The 23,496-nt window shown below is 31.4% G+C and carries 20 protein-coding genes and 1 tRNA gene; 16 read left to right on the top strand and 5 right to left on the bottom strand.

Translation table 11 applies throughout. The features are described from left to right. Window positions 1-16 precede the first annotated feature (16 nt). Complete coding sequence (locus N5D90_RS11400) at window positions 17-328, top strand: DUF3817 domain-containing protein (RefSeq protein WP_038333915.1); 312 nt, start codon at window positions 17-19, stop codon at window positions 326-328. Window positions 329-362: 34 nt separating this feature from the next. Here N5D90_RS11400 and N5D90_RS11395 read toward each other — a convergent pair whose 3' ends face one another. Together N5D90_RS11395 and N5D90_RS11390 are read right to left on the bottom strand one after the other, a co-directional pair. Then, window positions 363-668, bottom strand: a complete 306-nt coding sequence (locus tag N5D90_RS11395; protein WP_038333921.1) for a hypothetical protein — start codon at window positions 666-668, stop codon at window positions 363-365. A gap of 12 nt (window positions 669-680) precedes the next feature. Beyond that, entirely contained in the window at window positions 681-1,109 is a 429-nt protein-coding gene (locus N5D90_RS11390) for a transposase (protein WP_280062512.1), read from the bottom strand. A 150-nt stretch (window positions 1,110-1,259) separates the two neighbouring features. Here N5D90_RS11390 and fabV point away from each other — a divergent pair, with 150 nt between their 5' ends. The 11 genes from fabV (at window position 1,260) to N5D90_RS11340 (ending at window position 14,651) form a co-directional block, all read left to right on the top strand. Continuing rightward, complete coding sequence (fabV, locus tag N5D90_RS11385) at window positions 1,260-2,462, top strand: enoyl-ACP reductase FabV (RefSeq protein ID WP_280062511.1); 1,203 nt, start codon at window positions 1,260-1,262, stop codon at window positions 2,460-2,462. Between the two features lie 311 nt (window positions 2,463-2,773). Continuing rightward, window positions 2,774-4,183, top strand: a complete 1,410-nt coding sequence (locus tag N5D90_RS11380; RefSeq protein WP_038333935.1) for an amino acid permease — start codon at window positions 2,774-2,776, stop codon at window positions 4,181-4,183. Between the two features lie 204 nt (window positions 4,184-4,387). Continuing rightward, complete coding sequence (locus tag N5D90_RS11375) at window positions 4,388-5,722, top strand: sigma-54 dependent transcriptional regulator (protein ID WP_114999272.1); 1,335 nt, start codon at window positions 4,388-4,390, stop codon at window positions 5,720-5,722. Between the two features lie 167 nt (window positions 5,723-5,889). Beyond that, entirely contained in the window at window positions 5,890-6,180 is a 291-nt protein-coding gene (locus N5D90_RS11370; RefSeq protein WP_114999274.1) for a hypothetical protein, read from the top strand. Between the two features lie 90 nt (window positions 6,181-6,270). Next, window positions 6,271-6,348, top strand: a complete 78-nt coding sequence (kdpF, locus tag N5D90_RS17130) for a K(+)-transporting ATPase subunit F (protein ID WP_369012327.1) — start codon at window positions 6,271-6,273, stop codon at window positions 6,346-6,348. A gap of 18 nt (window positions 6,349-6,366) precedes the next feature. Next, a complete protein-coding gene (kdpA, locus tag N5D90_RS11365) occupies window positions 6,367-8,061 on the top strand; it encodes a potassium-transporting ATPase subunit KdpA (protein WP_114999277.1) in 1,695 nt (564 codons plus the stop codon). 3 nt (window positions 8,062-8,064) lie between these two features. Next, entirely contained in the window at window positions 8,065-10,080 is a 2,016-nt protein-coding gene (gene kdpB, locus N5D90_RS11360) for a potassium-transporting ATPase subunit KdpB (protein ID WP_280062510.1), read from the top strand. A 79-nt stretch (window positions 10,081-10,159) separates the two neighbouring features. Next, a complete protein-coding gene (locus N5D90_RS11355; protein WP_280035958.1) occupies window positions 10,160-10,726 on the top strand; it encodes a potassium-transporting ATPase subunit C in 567 nt (188 codons plus the stop codon). Beyond that, the gene (locus N5D90_RS11350; RefSeq protein ID WP_280050093.1) at window positions 10,726-11,799 is read left to right on the top strand and encodes a porin; all 1,074 of its coding nucleotides are present in this window, start codon (window positions 10,726-10,728) and stop codon (window positions 11,797-11,799) included. Before N5D90_RS11355 ends, N5D90_RS11350 begins: the two co-directional genes overlap by 1 nt. Further along, the gene (locus tag N5D90_RS11345) at window positions 11,800-12,930 is read left to right on the top strand and encodes a sensor protein KdpD (RefSeq protein WP_280050094.1); all 1,131 of its coding nucleotides are present in this window, start codon (window positions 11,800-11,802) and stop codon (window positions 12,928-12,930) included. Further along, window positions 12,927-14,651 (top strand): ATP-binding protein, encoded by a 1,725-nt coding sequence (locus N5D90_RS11340; RefSeq protein ID WP_280062509.1) that lies wholly within the window; start codon window positions 12,927-12,929, stop codon window positions 14,649-14,651. The genes N5D90_RS11345 and N5D90_RS11340 overlap by 4 nt, the downstream gene beginning before the upstream one ends. Window positions 14,652-14,708: 57 nt before the next feature. Here the strand turns inward: N5D90_RS11340 and N5D90_RS11335 are convergent. Next, window positions 14,709-14,793: transfer RNA gene (locus tag N5D90_RS11335), tRNA-Ser, on the bottom strand. A 342-nt stretch (window positions 14,794-15,135) separates the two neighbouring features. Here N5D90_RS11335 and N5D90_RS11330 point away from each other — a divergent pair. The 3 genes from N5D90_RS11330 (at window position 15,136) to N5D90_RS11320 (ending at window position 19,248) form a co-directional block, all read left to right on the top strand. Next, window positions 15,136-16,575, top strand: a complete 1,440-nt coding sequence (locus N5D90_RS11330; RefSeq protein WP_280062508.1) for a glyceraldehyde-3-phosphate dehydrogenase — start codon at window positions 15,136-15,138, stop codon at window positions 16,573-16,575. 182 nt (window positions 16,576-16,757) lie between these two features. Further along, window positions 16,758-18,992 (top strand): hypothetical protein, encoded by a 2,235-nt coding sequence (locus N5D90_RS11325; RefSeq protein ID WP_280062507.1) that lies wholly within the window; start codon window positions 16,758-16,760, stop codon window positions 18,990-18,992. 7 nt (window positions 18,993-18,999) lie between these two features. Then, a complete protein-coding gene (locus N5D90_RS11320; protein ID WP_280062506.1) occupies window positions 19,000-19,248 on the top strand; it encodes a hypothetical protein in 249 nt (82 codons plus the stop codon). A gap of 52 nt (window positions 19,249-19,300) precedes the next feature. Here N5D90_RS11320 and N5D90_RS11315 read toward each other — a convergent pair whose 3' ends face one another. Continuing rightward, window positions 19,301-20,338: a hypothetical protein gene (locus N5D90_RS11315; RefSeq protein ID WP_280062505.1), complete on the bottom strand. Its 1,038-nt coding sequence runs from the start codon at window positions 20,336-20,338 to the stop codon at window positions 19,301-19,303. A 104-nt stretch (window positions 20,339-20,442) separates the two neighbouring features. Between N5D90_RS11315 and N5D90_RS11310 the strand changes: the two genes are divergently transcribed. Next, window positions 20,443-21,954 carry a bifunctional GNAT family N-acetyltransferase/carbon-nitrogen hydrolase family protein gene (locus N5D90_RS11310; protein WP_280062504.1) on the top strand — a complete coding sequence of 504 codons (1,512 nt, stop codon included), beginning with the start codon at window positions 20,443-20,445 and terminating at the stop codon, window positions 21,952-21,954. A 199-nt stretch (window positions 21,955-22,153) separates the two neighbouring features. Here the strand turns inward: N5D90_RS11310 and N5D90_RS11305 are convergent, their stop codons facing one another. After that, window positions 22,154-23,422 (bottom strand): DUF3748 domain-containing protein, encoded by a 1,269-nt coding sequence (locus tag N5D90_RS11305; protein ID WP_280062503.1) that lies wholly within the window; start codon window positions 23,420-23,422, stop codon window positions 22,154-22,156. Window positions 23,423-23,496: the final 74 nt, after the last annotated feature.

The following is a 23,496-nucleotide window of genomic DNA, read 5'->3' as shown; positions in this document are numbered from 1 at the left end:
CGATTAAATTTGCAAAATGTTAAACGTATCTGACGAAAAGTTAAAAAAATGGTTTAGCACATCATGTGTGTGGGAAACGATAAGTTGTACGCTCTTATTTTTGGTCGCAATGCCAATTAAATATCAATTCGATTATGTGTTGCCAATGCCATTTGCCGGTTGTTTTCACGGTTTTTGGTTTACAGCTTACTTGATTTTACTTTTTAGAGTCAGAAGAATATATAAATGGGATGACGAAGACTTTATCATTTATGTGATGTACGCATTTATTCCGTTTGCAACTTTAGCGGTACATAAAGTAATAAAAGAGGATAAAAATAATAGATAAATAAAAAAAAACGGTTTCTTTTTGAAACCGTTTTTTAATACCCATATATTTTACGCCATTTAGCTACAGTATTTCGACTGATTTTAAACTTATCAGCAGTAAAAGTATTGGTGTAATTATTTTTTTGCTGAATTTTTAAAATCTCTAAAACAGAATTCAAATCGTAGGATTTATGCTTTTGATTTTCGGCTGTTTTGTTTGCATTCAGTATTTCTGATACTTTCATGATATCCAAAACATTCATATTCTTTTTTAACAATTTTTTTGTCTGTTCTATTTTTTCAGGGAAATTACGTTTAATAATGTCTTGATAGATTTTTTGGTAGTTTGGTTTTTCCATAGTGAGTAAGATTTAATTTTGTGGTAGGTATTTTTTTATCCAATTATGAATGGTATTTTTAGGGATATTGTATTCATTCGAAATTTCTTGAATTTTCTTTTTTTCTTCAGTGTATAAATTCAATACAAAATCTATAATCTCTTTTGTATACACACTTTTGCGATAATTTGGTAAAACAGAGCTTTTAGGGGATGTTGAAGTTGAAGCGTTTTTTCCAACAGGAGCAAATAAAATAATGTGTTGTGTATAAATTCTAAAAAAATCATATTCCAATAACTTCGACCATTTTAATAAATCGTCTGTTTGTATACTTTTACTTAAATATTGAGCATTAATTTCTTTTTCAGAATAAGTTTTGAAGAAACTTTTGATACGGGATATATCAATTCCAAGTTCGTCGACTCTTTTTTTGATTAAAGAGCCTATGTGAATATCTTTCATAGGTAAGTAGGTTTTGAGTAATTGTAAATATAGTAAATCGAAATCAGTATTCCTATTAATTTTATTAAAAATAGAATGATTTTATGTACAAAAAGATCGTTTCGTTATATAGAATTTATTTTATAAATTTATGCGACTAAATTAAGTATAATGATTATTCAACCAAGAACAAGAGGTTTTATTTGCATTACGACTCATCCTGAGGGAACTGCAAAAAATGTTCACAATCAAATTGAGTACGTAAAATCAAAAAATATTTCAGCCGAAGGACCAAAAAAAGTATTGGTAATTGGAGCTTCGACAGGTTTTGGTCTGTCATCTCGTATTACAGCTGCTTTTGGATATAATGCTGCAACAATAGGTGTTTTTTTCGAAAAACCTGCTGCACCAAGAAAACCGGGAACTGCGGGTTGGTACAACACAGCTGCTTTTGAAAAAGAAGCACACGAAGCTGGTTTGTATGCAAAAAGTATTAATGGAGATGCTTTTTCTGATGAGATTAAACAACAAACGATTGATTTAATCAAACAAGATTTAGGTCAAGTAGATTTAGTGGTTTACAGTTTAGCTTCGCCACGTCGTACACACCCAAAAACAGGTGTTGCGTATTCATCAGTTCTTAAACCAATTGGAGAACCATTTACAAATAAAACAGTAGATTTTCATACAGCAGAAGTAACAGATATTACAATTGATCCGATTGAATCTCAAGAAGAAATTGATAATACAATTGCTGTAATGGGAGGTGAAGATTGGAAATTTTGGATGGAAGATTTGAAAGCTGCTGGTGTTTTAGCTGAAGGTGTAAAAACTGTTGCTTATTCTTACATCGGGCCAGAATTGACTCATAGAATTTATAAAGATGGATCGATTGGTATGGCTAAAAACGATTTAGAAAAAACGGTTCCAGTTATCAACGAATTATTAGCAGATTTGAATGGTGTTTCTTACGTTTCTGTAAACAAAGCTTTGGTAACACAGTCTAGTTCTGCTATTCCAGTTGTGCCATTATATATTTCGTTATTGTACAAAGTAATGAAAGCAAAAGGAATTCATGAAGGTACAATCGAGCAAATGCAACGTTTGTTTGCAGAGCGCTTGTATACTGCAAACGGAGAAGTTCCTTTGGACGAAAATGGACGTATCCGTATCGATGATTTAGAAATGCGCGAAGATGTACAAAAAGAAGTAGATGATTTATGGAAAATTGTAACTTCTGAGAACATCAAAGAAATTTCTGATATCAAAGGTTATCATGATGAATTCTTACAATTGTTTGGATTTAGTTTTGATGAAATCGATTATGATGCTGATACAAACGAATTGGTTTCAGTTCCAAGTATTGCAGAATAAGAAGATCATTTCAATAAAATAATACAAAACCTCGAAAATAATTTTCGAGGTTTTTTTTGTCTCAATAAAATAAGTAAAAAATAATTTTATTCGTATTTATTTAATTTATTGGATTTAGTTTTATTAAAATATGATTTAATTTTTATGAATAATTTAAAGTTGCGTTTTAATATTAATTTCTAATTATATTATTCGTAAATATTAAGTTTTTCTATAGAAATATATCCAAAAAAAATAAAATTTATTTTTCGAATTTTAAAAATATATCTGAAACACTTTACATTTCGTCAAGTTTTAATACATGTATTTTTATGTCAATTTGGAAAATTAAACCATTAGCGAAGTTAATAGAAGATTCGCAAGAAACGGAAGGTGGTTTAAAAAGATCTCTCTCTTCGGGAGCCTTAGTTGCTTTGGGTATTGGCGCTATCATCGGTGCTGGATTATTTAGTTTAACAGGTATTGCAGCGGCAGATCATGCAGGTCCCGCAGTCACTTTATCGTTTGTTTTAGCCGCAGTTGGTTGTGCTTTTGCAGGACTTTGCTATGCCGAATTTGCTTCAATGATTCCAGTTGCTGGAAGTGCTTATACGTATTCTTACGCAACAATGGGAGAGTTTATTGCTTGGATTATCGGTTGGGATTTGGTGTTAGAATATGCTTTGGCAGCGGCAACTGTAAGTGTGAGTTGGTCGGCTTACGTCGATAAATTTTTGCAAGGAATTAATATTCATTTACCTCAAGAATTGTTGCACGCTCCAGCCGATGGCGGAATGGTTAATTTACCTGCAATCTTTATTGTATGTCTACTTTCTTTAGTGTTAATGAGAGGTACAAAAGAATCTGCAATTATCAACAATATTCTTGTAATTTTAAAAGTAAGTGTCGTAATTGTTTTTATCATTTTGGGTTGGAGTCATATCAATCCAGAAAATCATATTCCATTTATTCCTAAAAATATTCCAGGAACTCAATTCGGAGGAATGCCAGGAATTGCAGCAGGAGCAGCAGTTGTTTTCTTTGCTTTTGTTGGATTTGATGCGGTTTCTACTGCGGCACAAGAAGCTAAAAATCCACAGAAAGGAATGCCGATTGGTATTTTGGGATCGTTGGTTATTTGTACCATTTTGTACGTATTATTTTCGTGGGTAATGACAGGTTTGGTACCATACGAAACCTTTAAGGGGGATGCGTCACCAGCAGCGACAGCATTTGCAGTAACAGGTTATACATTTTTACAAAGTGTATTGATTTTAGCAATTATCGCAGGCTATACATCGGTTATATTAGTGATGTTATTAGGACAAAGTCGCGTATTTTATAGCATGAGTAATGACGGATTGTTACCTTCTTTCTTTTCAGATGTACACAAAAAGTTTCGTACACCTTGGAAAACCAATGTATTCTTTTTAGTCTTTGTGAGCATTTTTGCTGGTTTTGTACCAATCAAAGATTTAGGTCATATGGTAAGTATCGGAACTTTATTTGCCTTTACTTTAGTTTGTATTGGAATTATTGTGATGCGTAAAAAAATGCCAAATGCCGAACGTAAATTTAAAGTTCCATTTGTTCCATTTGTTCCAATTTTGGGAATTATTGTTTGTGTTTATTTAATGACTTCATTAACAATGGAAAGTTGGTGGCGACTTTTGATTTGGTTAGTAATCGGAATTTGTATTTACTTTTTCTACGGAAAACAACATAGTAAGGTTGATGGTTAGAAAATCATCATTTTGAGTTTTTTAGAAATCCTTTGTCTTTTTAGACGAAGGATTTTTTTACAATTGATAAATATAAAAACTCTAGAGATGGTTTGAAATTTTATTACATACTAGAAAAACATGCTTATTATTAAAATTAACTAAATAATTATTTCAAATCTATATGCATAAAAACAATACCTTCGTTGTTCACAAGTAATAAGAATGCATTCAATTTTAATCATAGACGATGAAACAAAAATCAGAACTCTCCTAGCTCGAATTCTCGAATTAGAAGGTTTTGAAATACATCAAGCTGAAGATTTAAAATCAGGCCTTAAGAAAATTAAAACACTTTCTCCTGAGGTTGTTTTATGTGATGTAAAATTACCTGATGGTAATGGTGTTGAGTTTGCAAAAGAAGTCAAAGAAAAATTTCCTTTGATAGAAATTATTCTGCTTACAGCTTACGGAAATATTCCTGACGGCGTTCAAGCCATTAAAAACGGAGCATTTGATTATATTACAAAAGGGGATGATAACAATCGTATTTTACCTTTGTTGTATAGAGCTTTGGATCGTGTGAAATATAATAAAGAGAATGAAATTTCTCAAGAAACAACATCAACAAAATTAGACAGTAATTTATTATTGGGTAAATCTCCAATTTTTGAACAAGCTTTACAATTAGCTCAAAAAGTTGCACCAACGAATGCTACCGTTCTTTTAACTGGAGAAACAGGAACTGGAAAAGAAGTTTTTGCAACAGCTATACATCAATCAAGTTTGAGAAAAAACCAAAATTTTGTTGCAATTAATTGTTCGGCTTTTAGTAAAGACTTATTAGAAAGTGAATTATTTGGTCATAAAGCAGGTGCATTTACAGGCGCAATGAAAGATCAGAAAGGTTTGTTTGAAGAAGCACATTTAGGAACTATTTTTTTAGATGAAATTGGCGAAATGGCCTTGGATTTACAAGCAAAATTGTTGCGAGTTTTAGAATCAGGTGAGTTTATTAAAATCGGCGAAACAAAACCTACAAAAGTTGATGTACGAATTATTGCAGCCACTAACCGAAATTTGGAAAAGGAAATTGCAAACGGAACATTTCGAGAAGATTTATTTTATCGAATTTCTGTGTTTCATATCGAGTTACCTTCTTTACGTGAACGCGTTTCGGATATCGAACTAATCGTGAATCAGTTTATAAAACACTTCAATCAATATTATCAAAAAAATATAAAATCTATTAATCAAGAAGCTTTACTTTTTCTTAAAAAATATTCGTGGCCGGGAAATATTCGTGAATTAAAAAATACGATCGAACGTGCTATTATTTTGTCGGAAAATGAAGAACTTTCTACAAATGATTTTCCTTCATTTATTCAAACAAGCGAAATTGATCAGAACGAAAATTCATTAGAATTAGCTTTAATGGAAAAAAAACATATTCAGAAAGTTTTAAAATTTACAAAAGGTAACAAAACAAAAACGGCAGAATTATTAGGTATTGGCCTAACAACGCTTTATCGAAAAATAGCCGAATATGAACTGAATTAAAATAAAATACTTTATCATAATGAAAATAAACCCTTCCATTTTGGAAGGGTTTTTTATTTGAGTAAAAATCTATAAAAACATAACGTATTGATTTTGTTTTGTCTAATTAATTCTAATTGCTTTGGCATTTTGATTGGCTTATGTAGAGAAATTTAAAAATCTACAAAATGAAAATGAAACAAACGATTTCATTAGATGAAGTCAAAGAACTTAAAAGTAAAGTACTGCAAAACATTTTAGATAATAATCCAGCACGTGTAAAACAGCTATGTTATAGTGTAGGAAAATTGTTTTCAAAAACAAATGATTTGGGTAAAACATACATCAATAATCTGTTTATACTACCCGTTACTTTGATGATTGAAGCGGATTTCAAAAACCGAAAACAATTTTTGAATTTGTTTCCAATGAATTTGAAATCAGAATATGTTAAACAAATTTATCATTCAGGAATATGATAACAATTGTATTACTATTAGCTGGGATTTTATGTTTTGGAGTATTCTTCAAATCCATTGACTTTTTTGATAATATCTAATCCATTCATTATGATTTTCTTATTAATCATCGCCATTGCCTTGTTTGTATACTTGGTATATGTGCTATTAAAACCCGAAAAATTTTAAACTTAATTATTCGTAAAAATGAATTCAGAAATATTTGGCGTTATCGTACAATTTTTAGTTGCGATCGCTCTTTCCATTCCGTTAGGAAATTATATTGCACGTGTTTATCTCAATAAACCAACTTTTTTAGACCGATTAATTTCCCCAATAGAAAAGTTGTTATTCAAAATATCAGGTATCAATTCGGAGGAACAGATGAATTGGAAACAACATTTAAGTGCATTATTAACGATTAACTTGATTTGGTTTATCATTGGATTTATCCTATTAATGACACAAGGTCTGTTGCCTTTTAATCCAGATAAAAATCCAAGTATGAGTCCTGATTTGGCTTTCAATACGATTATTTCGTTTGTAGTGAATTGTAATTTACAACACTATTCAGGAGAAACAGGCGTAAGTTATTTAGCGCAATTATGGCTGATGTTTTTACAATTTGTGAGTGCAGCAACCGGTATGGCAGCAGCAGTTACATTATTTGAAGCCTTTCGACAAAAAACAACGACAACTTTAGGTAATTTTTATACTTATTTCATCAAATCGATTACGCGTATTTTATTGCCATTATGTGTAATTGTATCATCAATCTTAATTTTTCAAGGAACTCCAATGACATTTGAAGGAAAAGATGAAATGATGACTTTAGAAGGAAATAAAGTGGAAGTTTCTCGAGGACCTGCAGCAGCTTTTATAGCCATAAAACATTTAGGAACAAATGGCGGAGGATTCTTTGGTACCAACTCTGCACACCCATTCGAAAATCCAACATATATAAGTAATATGACGGAAATGATTGCACAAATGCTGATTCCGTTGGCGATGTTATTTGCATTTGGCGTTTATACTAATCGCAGAAAATTTGCTTGGATGATGTTTGGTGTCATGACTGTTGGCTTTCTATGTTTAACGATTCCGAATGTTTACATGGAATCGCAAGGAAATCCAATGATTGAAAGACTCGGTATTGATAATTCATTAGGTGCAATGGAAGGTAAAGAAGTTCGAATTGGTTCTGCCGCTTCAGGATTTTGGAGCATCGCAACAACCGTTATTTCTACAGGTTCAGTCAATTCTATGCACGATAGTACAATGCCATTATCTGGGATGAATGAACTGTTAGCTATGATGATCAACAGTGTTTATGGAGGTGTAGGAGTTGGTATTTTAAACTTCTTTGTATTTGTAATTTTAGCGGTATTTATTAGTGGATTGATGGTTGGTAGAACACCTGAAATTTTTGGAAAAAAAATAGAAGCCAAAGAAATGAAAATCGCCATGATGATTACCCTTTTACATCCATTCTTGATTTTAGTAGGAACAGCTTTGGCTGCTGGAATACCAAGTGAAACACTATCAACCTTAAACAACTCCTCGTATCATGGATTTAGTGAAATGTTATATGAATTTACTTCATCTGCTGCAAACAACGGTTCTGGTTTTGAAGGATTAGGAGACAACACTCCATTTTGGAATATTGCAACTGGTTTTGTATTAATTTTAGGACGATTCTTACCTATAATTGGTCCTGTTGCAATTGCTGGATTATTAGCAAAAAAACATTTTGTTCCAGAAGGTTCAGGAACTTTAGCAACCGATACAGCAACTTTTGGAAGTATTGTTTTTGCCATCATCTTAATTGTTGCAGCCTTAGCATTTTTTCCAGCTTTAACCTTAGGTCCCATTGCTGATTATTTTTCAACTCCAAAATTTTAGAAAATGACACGAGAAAATAAAACCAATTTATTTGAAAAAACATTGGTACAAACAGCCTTCAAAGAAGCTTTCATCAAACTAAATCCAGCAACTTTATATAAAAACCCTGTCATGTTTGCTGTAGAAATTGGTACTGCAATTATGTTAGGAGTTTGCTTTTGGATTCTTTTAGGTGAAACATCTCAAGGTAGTTTTGGGTATAATTTTTCAATTTTCATCTTACTTCTTTTTACATTATTATTTGCCAATTTTGCTGAAGCAATTGCTGAAGCAAGAGGAAAAGCTCAAGCTGATAGTTTACGTAAAACGCGAGAAGAAACGCCTGCTAAATTAGAAAATGGTGAAATCATTTCGTCTTCTGCTCTAATCAAAGATATGATTTTTATCTGTGAAGCTGGAGATATAATTCCAACCGATGGTGAAATTATAGAAGGTTTAGCAACGATCGACGAAAGTGCTATTACAGGAGAAAGTGCACCTGTAATTCGTGAAGCTGGAGGCGATAAAAGTTCGGTTACTGGAGGAACAAAAGTTCTTTCGGATCGAATTAAAGTCAAAGTTACGACACAACCAGGAGAAAGTTTTTTAGATAAAATGATTGCATTAGTTGAAGGTGCAAATCGTCAGAAATCTCCAAATGAAATTGCTTTAACCATTTTATTAGCTGCTTTTACATTAGTATTTGTCATTGTTATGGTTACCCTAAAACCTTTCGCTGATTATGCAAATGTTCCCATTACCATTGGCGCTTTAATCTCATTATTTGTATGTTTAATTCCAACCACTATTGGAGGTTTATTATCCGCAATCGGAATTGCTGGAATGGATAGAGCTTTACACGCAAATGTCATTACAAAAAGTGGAAAAGCAGTAGAAACAGCAGGCGATATAGATGTTTTATTATTGGATAAAACAGGAACCATTACAATAGGGAATCGTAAAGCAACAGCTTTATATCCTGCAATTGGAATAGAAATGGAAACTTTAGAAAAAGCAGTAGTACTTAGTTCGATGAGTGATGAAACACCAGAAGGAAAATCAATTATAGAATTAGTTCAAATAGATCCATTAAAATACGCAATTCAACATCCTATTTTTATCAATTTTAGCGCAGAAACACGTTGTTCAGGAATTGATTTTGATCAAATTCGTATTCGAAAAGGAGCTCTAGATGCTATCAAAAAATTGGTTGAAAATGCTGGAAATGCTTTTCCAAACGAAATTCAAATGAGAGCCAATGAAATTGCTCAAAATGGAGGAACACCTTTAGTTGTTTCTCAAAATGAACAAGTTTTAGGAGTTATCGAATTACAAGACATTATCAAACCTGGAATTCAAGAACGCTTTGCTCGGTTAAGTAAAATGGGAATCAAAACGGTTATGGTAACAGGTGATAATCCTATGACTGCAAAATTTATAGCAGAAAAAGCAGGTGTAGATGATTTTATTGCGGAAGCAAAGCCGGAAGATAAAATGAATTACATCAAAAAAGAACAAACCGAAGGTCGTTTGGTTGCTATGATGGGCGATGGTACAAATGACGCTCCTGCTCTAGCGCAAGCTAATGTTGGTGTAGCCATGAATAGCGGTACGCAAGCAGCAAAAGAAGCCGGAAATATGGTAGATTTAGATAATGATCCAACCAAATTAATTGAAGTTGTTGAAATTGGAAAACAATTATTAATGACACGCGGAACTTTAACAACCTTTAGTATTGCAAATGATGTCGCAAAATATTTTGCCATCATACCTGCTTTGTTCATTACCGCAATTCCAGCCTTACAAGGATTGAATATCATGAATTTACATAGTCCCGAAACCGCTATTTTATCGGCTGTTATTTTCAATGCCATTATTATTCCTTTCTTGATTCCTTTAGCTTTAAAAGGTGTTCCATACAAACCAATTGGAGCAAGTGCACTTTTGAGAAGAAATTTACTGATTTATGGAATTGGAGGAATCATCGTTCCATTTATCGGGATAAAACTAATCGACATCTTTATTTCCATATTTTTTTAATTAATGTAATGAGCTGTTTTGAAGGAGTTCAATATTCTATTAATAAATTCAAAACAGCAATTTTTAAAACTAATACAAAATGAAACAAAATAGTATAAAAGCAATTTTACTAACATTTAGCTTAATGCTCCTTTTAATGGTATTATATCCGTTAGCTATGTGGGGAATTGCCCAACTTTCTCCAAATCAAGGAAAAAGTTTTTTAGTTGCCGATAAAAACAATCAGCACTATTACGAAAATATTGGACAATCGTTTTCAAAAGATCATTATTTCTGGGGGCGACCATCTGCTGTAGATTACAATGCAGCAGGTTCTGGCGCAAGTAACAAAGGATCAAATAATGAAGAATATTTGCAAGAAGTTGAAAAACGCTTAAATGATTTTCTTCAAAAAAATCCAACGGCAAAAAAAGAAGACGTTCCTGTAGATTTAATTACGGCTAGTGGAAGTGGTTTAGATCCTAATATTTCAGTTCAAGGAGCAATTGTGCAAGTTGATCGAATTACAAAAGCACGAGGTTTAGATCCCGAAAAAGTAAAAGAATTGATTGATAACCAAATTGAAAAACCTTTATTAGGAAGTTTAGGTCCTGATAAAATCAATGTCTTAAAACTGAATATCGAATTGGATAAATTATCGAAATAATGAAAAAAATACTTGCTTTTGGTTCTTTTATTTTGGGTTTAAATATTCAAGCTCAAAACGATTCTATTCAGAAATTAAAACTTTCTGGTTATGCAGAAGTTTATTATACCTACGATTTTAATCAACCAAAAAACAATCAGCTTCCTAATTATTTGTATTCGTTTAATCGACACAATGAGGCGAATTTAAACTTCGGAACAATTCAATTGCAATACACTGATGAACGAGTTCGAGGAAATCTTGCTTTAATGGCAGGAACTTATACGCAATCAAATCTTGCTGCAGAACCTGATGGTTTAAGAAATATTTACGAAGCAAATATCGGTGTCAAACTTTCAAAGAATAAAAACTTGTGGATAGATGCAGGTATTATGCCTTCTCACATTGGATTTGAAAGTGCGATTGGTGCTAATGTTGCAACACTTACACGAAGTATTCAGGCAGAGAATTCACCGTATTTTTCAACTGGTGTTAAGCTGAGTTATATTTCGCCAAATAACAAATGGGCAATGAGTTTGCATTATTTAAATGGTTGGCAACGTATCAAGCGTCTTGATGGTAATTCTACACCAGCTTTTGGACATCAAATTACTTACACACCAAATGAAAAATTTTCGATCAACAGCAGCTCGTTTATTGGTAGCGATACTCCTGATTCTTTGCGTCAAATGCGTTATTTTCATCATCTTTATGCTGTTTTTAAACCTATTAAAAAGCTTTCAATAACCGCAGGTTTTGATATTGGTGCACAACAAAAATCGAAAGGATCAGACAGTTATAATATTTGGTACAGTCCTATTTTAGTTGGGCAATATACATTCAATGAAAAATGGTCTGCAACTGCACGTGCCGAATATTATGCTGATGAGAAAGGTGTAATAATCTCAACTGATTCACAGAATGGTTTCAAAACAGTTGGCTTTTCTTTGAATTTAGATCATTATTTTACAAATAATTTGATGTGGAGAACAGAAATTAGAAATTTTTCGAGTAAAGATGATATCTATTTTCGAAATGATAAAAATGTATCAAATGAAACATTTTTCACAACTTCCTTAGCATTAAAATTATAAATGGAGAAAGAAACACAACATACAGCAGAAGACTTTCTTGCCTTGATTCGGAAATCGAAACGAGGCAAGTTTAAGGTATATATTGGAATGTGCGCTGGCGTTGGAAAATCGTATCGTATGTTGCAAGAAGCACACGAATTGCAAAAAAATAAGATCGATGTAAAAATTGGATATATCGAAACCCATAAACGTGTCGAAACAGAAAATCTTGTTATAGGATTAACGATAATTCCACGAAAAATAATTTACTACAAAGGTAAATCTGTCGAAGAAATGGATTTGGAAGAAATTTTAAGACAAAGACCCGAAATTGTTATTGTGGATGAATTGGCACATTCTAATGTTTTTGGAAGCAAACATGCAAAACGTTGGCAAGATGTTATTGAAATTTTAGATGCTGGTATCAATGTTATTTCTGCTGTAAATATTCAACATTTAGAAAGTTTGAATAATAGTATTTCTGAAATTACAACAATTGACGTTTCGGAAAGAATTCCTGATATAATTTTGGAACAAGCAGATGAAATTGTAAATATAGATTTAACCGCAGATGATTTAATTGAACGATTAAAAACAGGAAAAATTTACCCGAAAGATAAAATTCAAACGGCTTTAAACAACTTTTTTATTCCTTCAAATATTTTACAATTGCGTGAATTAGCTTTAAAAGAAGTTGCTTCACATGTAGAAAAAAAGGTTGAAACCGAATATGTATCATCTGTTTATGCAAAACCGTCGCGTTTTTTGGCATGCATTAGTAGCAATGATAAAAATGCCAAAACTGTTATTCGAAAAACCGCTCGTTTGGCTGGATATTATAATTCACGTTGGTTTGTATTGTACGTAGAAACGCCAAAAGAACATCCTAATAAAATTGCTTTGGACAAACAACGACATCTCATCAATAATTTAAAATTAGCTACAGAATTAGGTGCTGAAATTATTAAAGTAAAGAATCAACGAGTTTCTACAGCTATCATTCAACAAATTGAATTGCGTAATATTACCACTGTTTGCTTGGGAAAACCAAAGTTAAATTTAATCCAGATTATTTTGGCTACGAATGTATTTAATCAATTACTAAAAAAACTATCTTCGTTACATGTTGATGTGATTATTTTATCAAAATGAGAATTAAAACTAAACTTCGCTTAGGATTAGGCTTGCTGTTTTTATTGATTGTATTATTGGCAGCTGTAGCAACTAGGTCTATTTATTCATTGAAAAATGATACACAAAATATTTTGCATGATAATTACAACTCGTTGATTTATGCAAAAAGTATGATGCGAAATTTAAATGATGCGGAAAACTTTAATTCCAAATCGTTTGAAAAGCAATTAGCAAATCAAGAATTAAACGCAACAGAACAAGGTGAAAAAGAATTGAATCAACAGATTCGAGATAAATTTGATGCTTATAAAGAAGGAAATCATTCTCCAGAACTATTAAAAGATGTTAGAATTTCGCTTTTAGAAATGATGGAAATGAATATGCAAGCCATAGAAATTAAAAGTGAATTTGCTGAAAAGACCGCTAATCAAGCCATTTTATTAATCATTTTCACAGGTATCGCATGTATTTTTATAGCCTTTAATTCTTTGATTAAAATTCCGTCTAATATTGCAAATCCTATTCAGAAATTAACGAATAGTATCAAGGAAATTGCTTCAAATAATTACAAAGAGCGTGTCTATTTAGACAAAAAAGATGAGTTTGGCGATTTAGCGCAATCTTTTAACACCATGGCTTCTAAATTAGAAGAATACAACGAAAGTCATTTAGCAACTATTCTTAAACAAAAAACAAGAATGGAAACGCTGATTAATAATATGCACGATGTTGTAATTGGTTTGGATGAACAAATGCAAGTAATTTTCGCGAATAATGAAGCTGTAAAAGTAACAGGATTATCTGCTAAACAAATGGTAAATAAGGCAGGTAAAGATTTGGCTTTGCACAATGATTTGATTCGATTGTTATTGCAAAATATCGAAACAGAAATTATAAAAGACGAAAAACCTTTGCAAATTGTAGTGGATGAAAAAGAACAATTTTTTACCAAAGAAATTTTTCATATCGAAATAATTCCAACAGGAGAAACGATAAAACAAGTTGTTGGGCATGTGATCATTCTTAGAAACATTACCGAATTTAAAGAACTAGATGCAGCCAAAACACGATTTATTGCTACAGTTTCGCATGAATTTAAAACGCCTATTTCATCTATGGAAATGAGTTTGCAATTGCTTCGAAATAAGCAAATAGGAACATTAAACGAAGAACAAAATGATTTGGTGACTAGTATTGACGATGATGTACATCGTTTATTGCGAATAACAAAAGAACTTCTTAACTTAACACAGATAGAAAGTGGTACAATTCAAATGAATAAAACAGAAGTTTTCCCAATCGAAATTGTAGAAAATGCAGTTAAAGCCAACCAAACTTTAGCTGAACAAAAGCATTTAATCATAGAAACGAATATTCCAAATCATTTAGAATCTATAAAAGTTGATCTTGAAAAAACGGCTTGGGTTTTATCAAATCTAATCTCAAATGCAATACATTATTCTCACGAAAATGCTCAAATTTGGATTACTATTGAACAAACAACAACCGAAACATCCTTCAAAGTTAAAGACGAAGGAATTGGGATTCCAACTGAATTTTTACCCAAAGTTTTCGACCGCTATTTTCGTGTACCAGGCACTCACAAAGAAGGTACAGGTTTGGGCTTGGCTATTAGCAAAGAATTTATCGAAGCTCAAAAAGGAACACTAGATGTATTTAGCGAATATGGCGTTGGAAGCGAATTCGTGATGAGGTTATCACAAAAAGAATATTCATAAAATCTATTCTTTGAGTTATAAAAACAAAAAAGCTTGAACCAGTGTTCAAGCTTTTCGCGGAGAGTGAGGGATTCGAACCCCCGGAGGTGTGACCCTCAACAGTTTTCAAGACTGCCGCATTCGACCACTCTGCCAACTCTCCAATAACGCAGTTTATTGCGGTATTGCGAGTGCAAATATAGAACGCTTTTTCGAATTTGCAAATAAAACTTTTTAACAATTATTTTACGAAAACGTTTTCGTAAGATGAAATTCAATTCAAATAAAACAATAAAATTATGGTTAATAGTTATTTATTAGTGTTCTTAAAATTTAAAATTTCTCACTAAAAATTTATTTTTTTTCTATATTTTAGTATTATTCGTAGGAATAGTTACTTTTTTATGACAATAATTAGTTTTTGTAAAAAAAATGTACGAAATCGTTATAATTGTTTACTTTTGCCAAGAATTAAGTAAAAAAACACAAATAAACATTTTCTAAAATGAACCACTCTTCTTATGATCAGCAACTCGCATCTTTCAATGAAATGAGCAAAAAGGTTGTAGAATTCATTAAAATTGTTTCAGATTTATGGTATGATCAATCTGTTGAATTGGTAATTTTCCGTAATCAATTAGTTGATAAAAACGTTAGTGACATCGTAAATCTACATCAGTATGCTGAGGAATTTGTAGAAAAAAAGATTGCTATCGACGATACATTAGCGATTGCTAAAGCTATTTCTGAAGCTAAATTACCAGCTTCTAGACTTGATGTTGGAAAATTAGCTAAAGAATATATTTCTGGGAATTACGCTTCGGCAGAAGCTTTCGTTGAAGAGAAATTAGGTGCAAGCAAAAATGTAAAAAGTGTTGAACCAAAAGACGTTGTTTTATACGGTTTTGGTCGTATCGGACGTTTATTAGCTCGTGAGTTGGCTTCTCAAATGGGAAAAGGTCAACAATTAAGATTACGCGCTGTTGTAACACGTGATAAAAACGATCCTGTTTTGTTAGAAAAAAGAGCTTCTTTGTTACGTCATGATTCTGTTCATGGTGATTTTGATGGAAACGTTGTAGCTGATCACGACAATAATGCGTTAATCATCAACGGAGTTTCTGTTTACATGATTTCTGCAGCGCAGCCAGAAGATATTGATTATACTACTTACGGAATTAATAATGCTTTGATTATTGATAACACAGGTGTTTTTAAAGATGAAGAGGCTTTATCTCGTCATTTGAAATCTGTTGGTGCAGACAAAGTTTTATTAACAGCACCAGGAAAAGGTGTTCCGAATATTGTTTACGGTGTTAATCATGAAGAATATAGCCCAGAAAATGTAAATATTTTCTCAGCTGCTTCTTGTACAACAAATGCAATTACACCAATTTTAAAAGTTGTTGAAGATAATTTAGGTGTTGTAAAAGGACATTTAGAAACAATACATGCGTATACAAACGATCAAAATTTGGTTGATAATATGCACAAAAAATACCGTCGTGGACGTGCTGCTGCGTTAAATATGGTTATTACAGAAACTGGTGCCGGTAGTGCTGTAGCGAAAGCTTTACCTAGTTTAGGAGGTAAATTAACATCTAATGCAATTCGCGTACCTGTTCCAAATGGATCATTAGTTGTGTTAAATTTGGAAGTTGATAAAAATACTTCTGTAGAGGATGTAAATAACATTATGAAAAGTGCAGCTTTAAATGGAGAATTGGTAGAACAGATTAAATATTCGTTGAACAACGAATTAGTTTCTTCGGATATCGTTGGAACTACTGCTCCTTCTATTTTTGATAGTAATGCAACAATTGTTTCTGCAGATGGTAAAAATGTTGTGATGTACGTTTGGTACGATAACGAATATGGATATAGCCACCAAGTAATGCGTTTAGCGAAACATATTGCAGGTGTTAGAAGATATACATACTATTAATAGTATTTTTTCCCTTTATTTAAAATTAATCCACTAGCTTTTTTAGTTAGTGGATTTTTTTTGTAACCTATTCGTTTAAAAATAGCTAAATAAATTAATTGTTTTATTTTTGTTAATATTATATTAATGTTGATTATAAAAATTAACACTATTTTTGAACAACTAAAAAAAACATTTTATTTATGAAAAAATTTTACTTTAGATCATCCTTGCTAACTTTATTGTTATCAGGATTTGCTTTTGGGCAAGTAACTTTACCTTCGGGAGGTAGTTATACAGAAAACTTTGATTTAATTGAAACTGATTTACCTAATGGTTGGACTGTTAATACAGGTACTTCAAATACTTCTAATGGGGTAAACGTAATATTTAATAAAGAAAAAATTGTTTGGAACAATACAAATGGTGCTTTCAAAAATTTCGCATCAGCGAATGGTTTAACAGCTAGTGCTTCAACAAATGTACAAAATGCAAGTACAGATAGAAGTTTAGGAGTTAGGCAAACAGGGTCATTTGGAACTACAAACGGAACTTCATTTGTTTTTCAGATAGCAAATACTGAAAATAAATCTAATTTTAAATTAAATTTTAAATTACAATCTTTAGATAGTTCATCTCCAAGAATAACGACTTGGAAAGTGGAATATAGTGTTGGAAATACATTAAACTTTGTTGCTTTACAAACTTTACCAGCTACATTAACAACAGGTGATTCAAAATTTACAAATCAATCGGTTGACGTTACATTACCTGCTGATATTGATAACCAATCTGGAAATGTTTGGATAAGAATAACAACTACTGGAGACGCTTCTGGTAAAAATAATAGAGCATCAACAGCTATTGATGATTTCAACTTAACGTGGGATGAAGCTTCTTCTAACTCTACAACATGGGACGGAACTGCATGGTCTAACGGAACACCAGATCTAACAAAAGAAGTTATTTTACATGCAACTCCAACAGAAAGTTTTTCTGCGAAGAAATTAACAGTTGAGAGAGATATGATTATTCCTGCAGGAATTACAATTACTGTAGAAAATGAAGTTGTCAATAAAAATGATGTAACATTTAGATTCAGACACGGTGCTTATTTGATTCAAAATAATAATAGCGCAGTAAATGAAGGTCCTGCAATGTTTGATAGATCATCAACACCTATTTACCGTTTAGAAAATTTAATGTGGTCTTCACCAGTTATTAATCAAAATATTTTCGAAATTTCTCCAAATACTTTAACAAATCGTTTTGCAAGATTTTTAGAATCAACAAATGATTGGACAGAGAATGTAACAGCTGCAGATAATTTTAAAGTAGGAGAATTAATTTCTTTTAGAGCTCCTAATAATTATAATAATTATGGAGAAGGTGAAGCTCAGGTATTTGATAGTTCATTTAGAGGTCAATTATTTAATGGAGAAGTAATGATTCCTGTAACTAAAGCTTCTAAAGGAAATAATGCAGTAGGAAACCCTTATGCATCACCACTTAGTTTAGATGCTTTAATTGCTGCTAATACATCAGTAGGGATAAACTCTGTTTATGTTTGGACGCATTCTAAACCAATTGTAGATGGAGCATATCAAGGTTCTAACTGGGCTATTTATAATGGAACAGGATGGAATGATAATAGTGTAACTTCTCAAAATATTGATATTGCACAAGGATTTATAGTAAAAGTAGCAAACGCTGGTAATTTAGTACTTAATAATGCGATGCGTACCTCAGCTAATGGTCCAGTTTATTACAAAGAACAAAAAGATAGATATTGGTTAAGTTTATCAAATAATCAAGGTAAAATAAATTCTTCTTTAATAGGGTATGTAAATGGATCGACAAATAAATTTGATCAAAATTTTGATGCTAAACCATTTGATAATAAATCTGAAGGATTATATTCTGTTTTGAACAATGATTTATTTGTAATTCAAGGACGTGGAGATTTTAATAACGAAGATTCTTTTGATTTAACTTTCAATGTTAAAAAAGCAGGAACTTATCAAATTAATTTAGAACAATTTGAAGGTGTTTTCGAAAATCAAAATATCTATTTGGTAGACAAAAAATTAGATAAAGTATTTAATTTAAACGAATTAAAATCTTATTCTTTTGATACAGAAGCAGGTGAAATTAATGATCGTTTCTCTATAAATTATCAAAATAAAACATTATCTACGAATGATTTATCTAAAAAAGGATTGGTAGTTTATGCTCAAAATAAACAAATTACAATTTCATCTAAAGAATCAATTAAATCAATAAAATTAGTTGATATTTCAGGAAGACAGTTACAAAATATTCAAAACATAAATACAAAAAATTATGTAATCAATTTGAATGTAAATCCTCAAGTTGTTGTAGTTGTTGTAGAGAATACAAATGGTACAATTGAATCTAGAAAAGTAATTTTAAAATAATTAACGTATGAAAAATATAAAAAAAATAACTTTATTATTTTGTTTGATGTCTACTGTGACTTTTGCAAATACTGAAGAAGGTGGAATTCGTTTTTTTGAAAGTAATAACACTACTCAAAAAGCTGATAATACAGATGATCCAAATGGTCCTAGTACAGATCCAGATCCAACTCCAATAAATGATTATTTTCCTTTATTGGTAATTGGAGCAGGTTTAGTTGCTTTACGTTACAGAAAACAGTTATTAAAAAACTAATTTCTAAATTATATCAAAAAAGAAAGCTTCTCAATTTTTGAGAAGCTTTTCTTTATTTTATCTGTTCCAAACTATTCGCAATTGCTTTATACAAGACTTCCCCCATTCTTTCACAATTTTCGTAAGATTGATCTTTATAAAACTTTGCAAAACCAGTTCGTAATTGTGCAATATTTTCTGGTTTAGAAATATGATCATTTTTCATAATTTTCATTAAATCACGAAAACGTTTCGAACTATTCGAAATTCTTTTCGAAATCAAGGATTTTACTTCTTTTCTATATTGATCGACAGAATTTGGTTTCAAACGATTATTCACCAAATCAACCATAATTTTATTTTCCTTAAAATACTGTGGTCGATAAATTTTTAAATTTCCTTCATAGCATTGTTGATCAAAATCTATTGGTCGAATTCTATAAATAACTTGATCAAAATCGTGAATTGGAATCACCACATAATTATAGGATCTCATATCCCCCAAAAGACCTATAAAACAACGTTCATTGAACTTTACAAACTCTTTTGCAATCTGATTTTTCTCTAAATCATTACATTTATCCAAATAATTTTTGATAAAAACATCACCTGGAATTCCTAAAATATGCTCTTCAATCAATGTATTTTTGTAGACCAAAAAATTGATTCGGTGAGGCGATAAAATATCTTCTAATTCTAAACCATAAATACGCGAAGCATCTGCTTTTTTAATGTAAAAATTGGTATAATTATCATTCAAAATATTACGAACCCGAATACGAAAAGGTTTCGAATTTCCGAATGTACAATAATCAATAGAATCAACAACAAGATAAGGCAAAGACTCCTCATCTCCGTCTGAATGTAAGTAAGTATAAATTCTGTTTAGGCTATCTTGTATTTCCTGATGTTCCGAGTCTGTATAATAAACACCCAACCAATGCGTGTCATTCCCTTCCTTATCTTCCAACGCTACACAACCCGAAAAACGCATCAAATCATCATATTCTATACTCGCTTTTGTTGTGCGATGATATTTCTCTAAATAATGATTCAATTCGTCACTCACAGGATAAATAGGCTTTCTAAACTCTATTTTTACATCTTTCATTTCATGCTTATTAGTCTATACGAAGATAGGTCTAAATTTATTTTTTAAAATTGTTTATTGGATTAATATTTGCTAAATTCAAGCATAATCTAAATCTAAATAAAATGAATATTCAGGTCAGAAATTTGACTCTTGAAGATTATAGTGATTTGACTGAATCTACAAAAGAAGCCTATCACAATCAGCTTGGAACTTGGACTGTCGACGAAATTAAAGAATTATTAGCTATTTTTCCGCAAGGTCAACTCTGTGTTGAAGTGGATGGAAAAGTTGTTGCTTCGGCATTGAGTATTGTGGTTAATTCGAAAAAAACGAATATCGAATCGAATTATGATACGATAACATCTAATGGTAAATTTTTAAAACATGATCCAGAAGGTGATGTAATGTATGGAATTGAAGTTTTTGTTCATCCAAATTATCGTCAATTGCGCTTGGGAAGACGTTTGTACGACGAACGTAAAGCCCTTTGCGAAGAAATGAATTTAAAATCAATTGTTGCAGGAGGTCGTATTCCAAATTATCATAAATATTCGCAAGAATTATCTCCTAGACAATATATAGAAAAAGTAAAAAGTAAAGAAATTTATGATTCAACTTTAGCTTTTCAGATTTCGAATGATTTTAATGTCAAAAAAATCTTGAAAAATTATCTGAAAGACGATAAAGAATCCTTAGAATATGCCACTTTATTAGAATGGAATAATATCTATTACGAACCTGAATTGAAATCTAATTCACCAACAAAACGTACTATTCGTCTTGGTTTGGTACAATGGCAGATGCGTTTGTTTAATGGTTTGCAAGATTTTTACGATCAAATTGAGTTTTTCGTAAGTGCGGTGAGCGACTATGGCTCTGACTTTATCATGTTTCCAGAGTTTTTCAATTCGCCATTGATGAGTCCGTATAATCACTTGAAAGAGATTGAGGCGATGCATCAATTAGCAACAATGACGGATGATATTGTAAAGAAAATTCAAGAATTTGCAATTACATATAATGTCAATATTATATCAGGTTCTATGCCGCATCTAAAGGAAGGAAAACTATATAATACATCATTTTTATGTCATCGTTCTGGGAAATTAGATTCGTATAGTAAAATACATATTACGCCAAACGAGTTCAAATATTACGCATTGAATGGAGGCGACGAAATAAAAGTTTTTGATACTGATTGCGGAAAAGTAGGTTTACTGATTTGTTATGATGTCGAATTCCCTGAATTGAGCCGAATTTTAGCCGATCAAGGTATGGAAATTTTATTTGTTCCGTTTATGACTGATACGCAAAATGGTTATACGCGAGTACGTAGTTGCGCGCAAGCTCGTGCAATTGAAAATGAGTGTTATGTGGCCATTGCGGGCTCTGTAGGGAATTTACCACGCGTAAATAATATGGATATTCAATATTCGCAATCGGCAGTTTTCACACCTTCAGACTTTTCTTTTCCAAACAATGGAGTCAAAGCAGAAGCAACTCCAAATACAGAAATGGTACTGATTTCAGATGTTGATCTTTATCTTCTAAAAGAGTTACATGAGTATGGAACTGTAAAAACGATGAAAGACAGACGCAAGGATTTGTATGAAGTAAAACTAATAAAATTATAAAAAAAACCTCCAATTTGGAGGTTTTGTTTTAGGTCTTATTCTCGTTGGTTAGACTCGAATAAGAGCATGCAATCTAACTTTTTTTTAAAGCATAGACCTTAGGTTCGGTTAAGTATCTGTACTAAATTTAGAATATTTTTTTATTAAGAACAAATATTTTTTTACAATAACATGAACTTTAACATATTTCAAATGTCTTTTATAAATCTAATTCGAAGATTTGAATAAACTTTTCATTGAAATTATTTGGAACAAATTGATTTAAATAGATTTTTTTTCCATCAATAGAAAAATTAGGAATTCCTGTCAATTCATTATTGATTTTTTGAACTTGATATAGTTGTTTAGATTTTTTTTCGGTTAAATCATTTAGATATATTTTGTCATCAACAAAGTAAATAGCACATTTTCCGTTTGGTGAAAGATTGAATGGAGAGGTAATCGAATTTTCTAAAAAAGAATATTGAATAATTTCATTCGAAACTAAATTTACACCAAATAATTGCGTTTTATCGAATTCATCTTCCATCAAAAAATAGATGATTTTTCCGTCTGGTGAAGAACGTAACCAATGTCTAAAATTGCTAATTCCATTTTGAGTAAAAGTGATTCGTTTTTGCGAAATACAGCTTGGCACATCTGGCAAAGTCGTTAAAGTTCCTTTTAAATCATCATTTTCATTAATCGTTATTTCATCTGGAATTTCAGCAACAAAAATTTCTGTTTTCAAATTACCTTTTTCATCACGCATATGTCCCTGAAATGCAATATTGTTTGTTGAGTTAATCCAACATTCATCAAAAGCTTTTTCGATTTCATCACTTCCATTTTTAGGATTTGTCACTACTTTCGAAACGATAATTGAGAACATTTCACCAGAATTATTTTCTAATGTTTCATCCAACTCAACCTCAACCTTTTTTGGAAACATCATTCCAACTACTCGCTGATCTTTTATGGTAGAATTTTGTTTAGATTCTTGTTCCAAGACATAATCGTTGTAGGTAAAACTAATCCAATTCTTTTCTTTTTTCCAAGAATGTGAATGTGTTCCTCCACGCAAAGCACCATTTGTAAAGGGAAAATTTATATTTCGGGCATCCATAAAAATAGGTTGATTTGGAAATTCTAAATCAATTGCAACACCTGTTCTTCTTGTTGGTGAATATGGATTTGCTTGATTTGCATTTCGAATACCATGTATAAAAATAACTTTATTCTCAATTTGCGAAAACGAGGCTGCACCTACACCAGGACCAAATTCTGTTTGACTATTTGTGGTATAGATAATTTCGGATTCGTAAGTTTTCGTGTGAAGTAAACAGATGGAAGAAGTCTCTCCTATTTTTGTATCATCATTACGTGTATCAAAAACAAGATAATTGCCATCAACCGATTGAATTTGATTATGATGAAGCGTATGTCCAAAATCATCATAAGTAAGTTGAATTGGATAATTTAGTTTCATAAAATGATTTAAACGTTTTTAATCGATAAATATTTTACAAAATGTTAAACTTATTGAATTTTAACACTTTGTAT

Origin of the sequence: Empedobacter sp. GD03797, from assembly GCF_029842105.1 — a bacterium.
Taxonomy (GTDB): Bacteria; Bacteroidota; Bacteroidia; order Flavobacteriales; family Weeksellaceae; genus Empedobacter; species Empedobacter falsenii_C.
The sequence above is the reverse complement of the archived record's forward strand: the minus strand, read 5'-3'. Positions and strand labels throughout refer to the sequence as shown.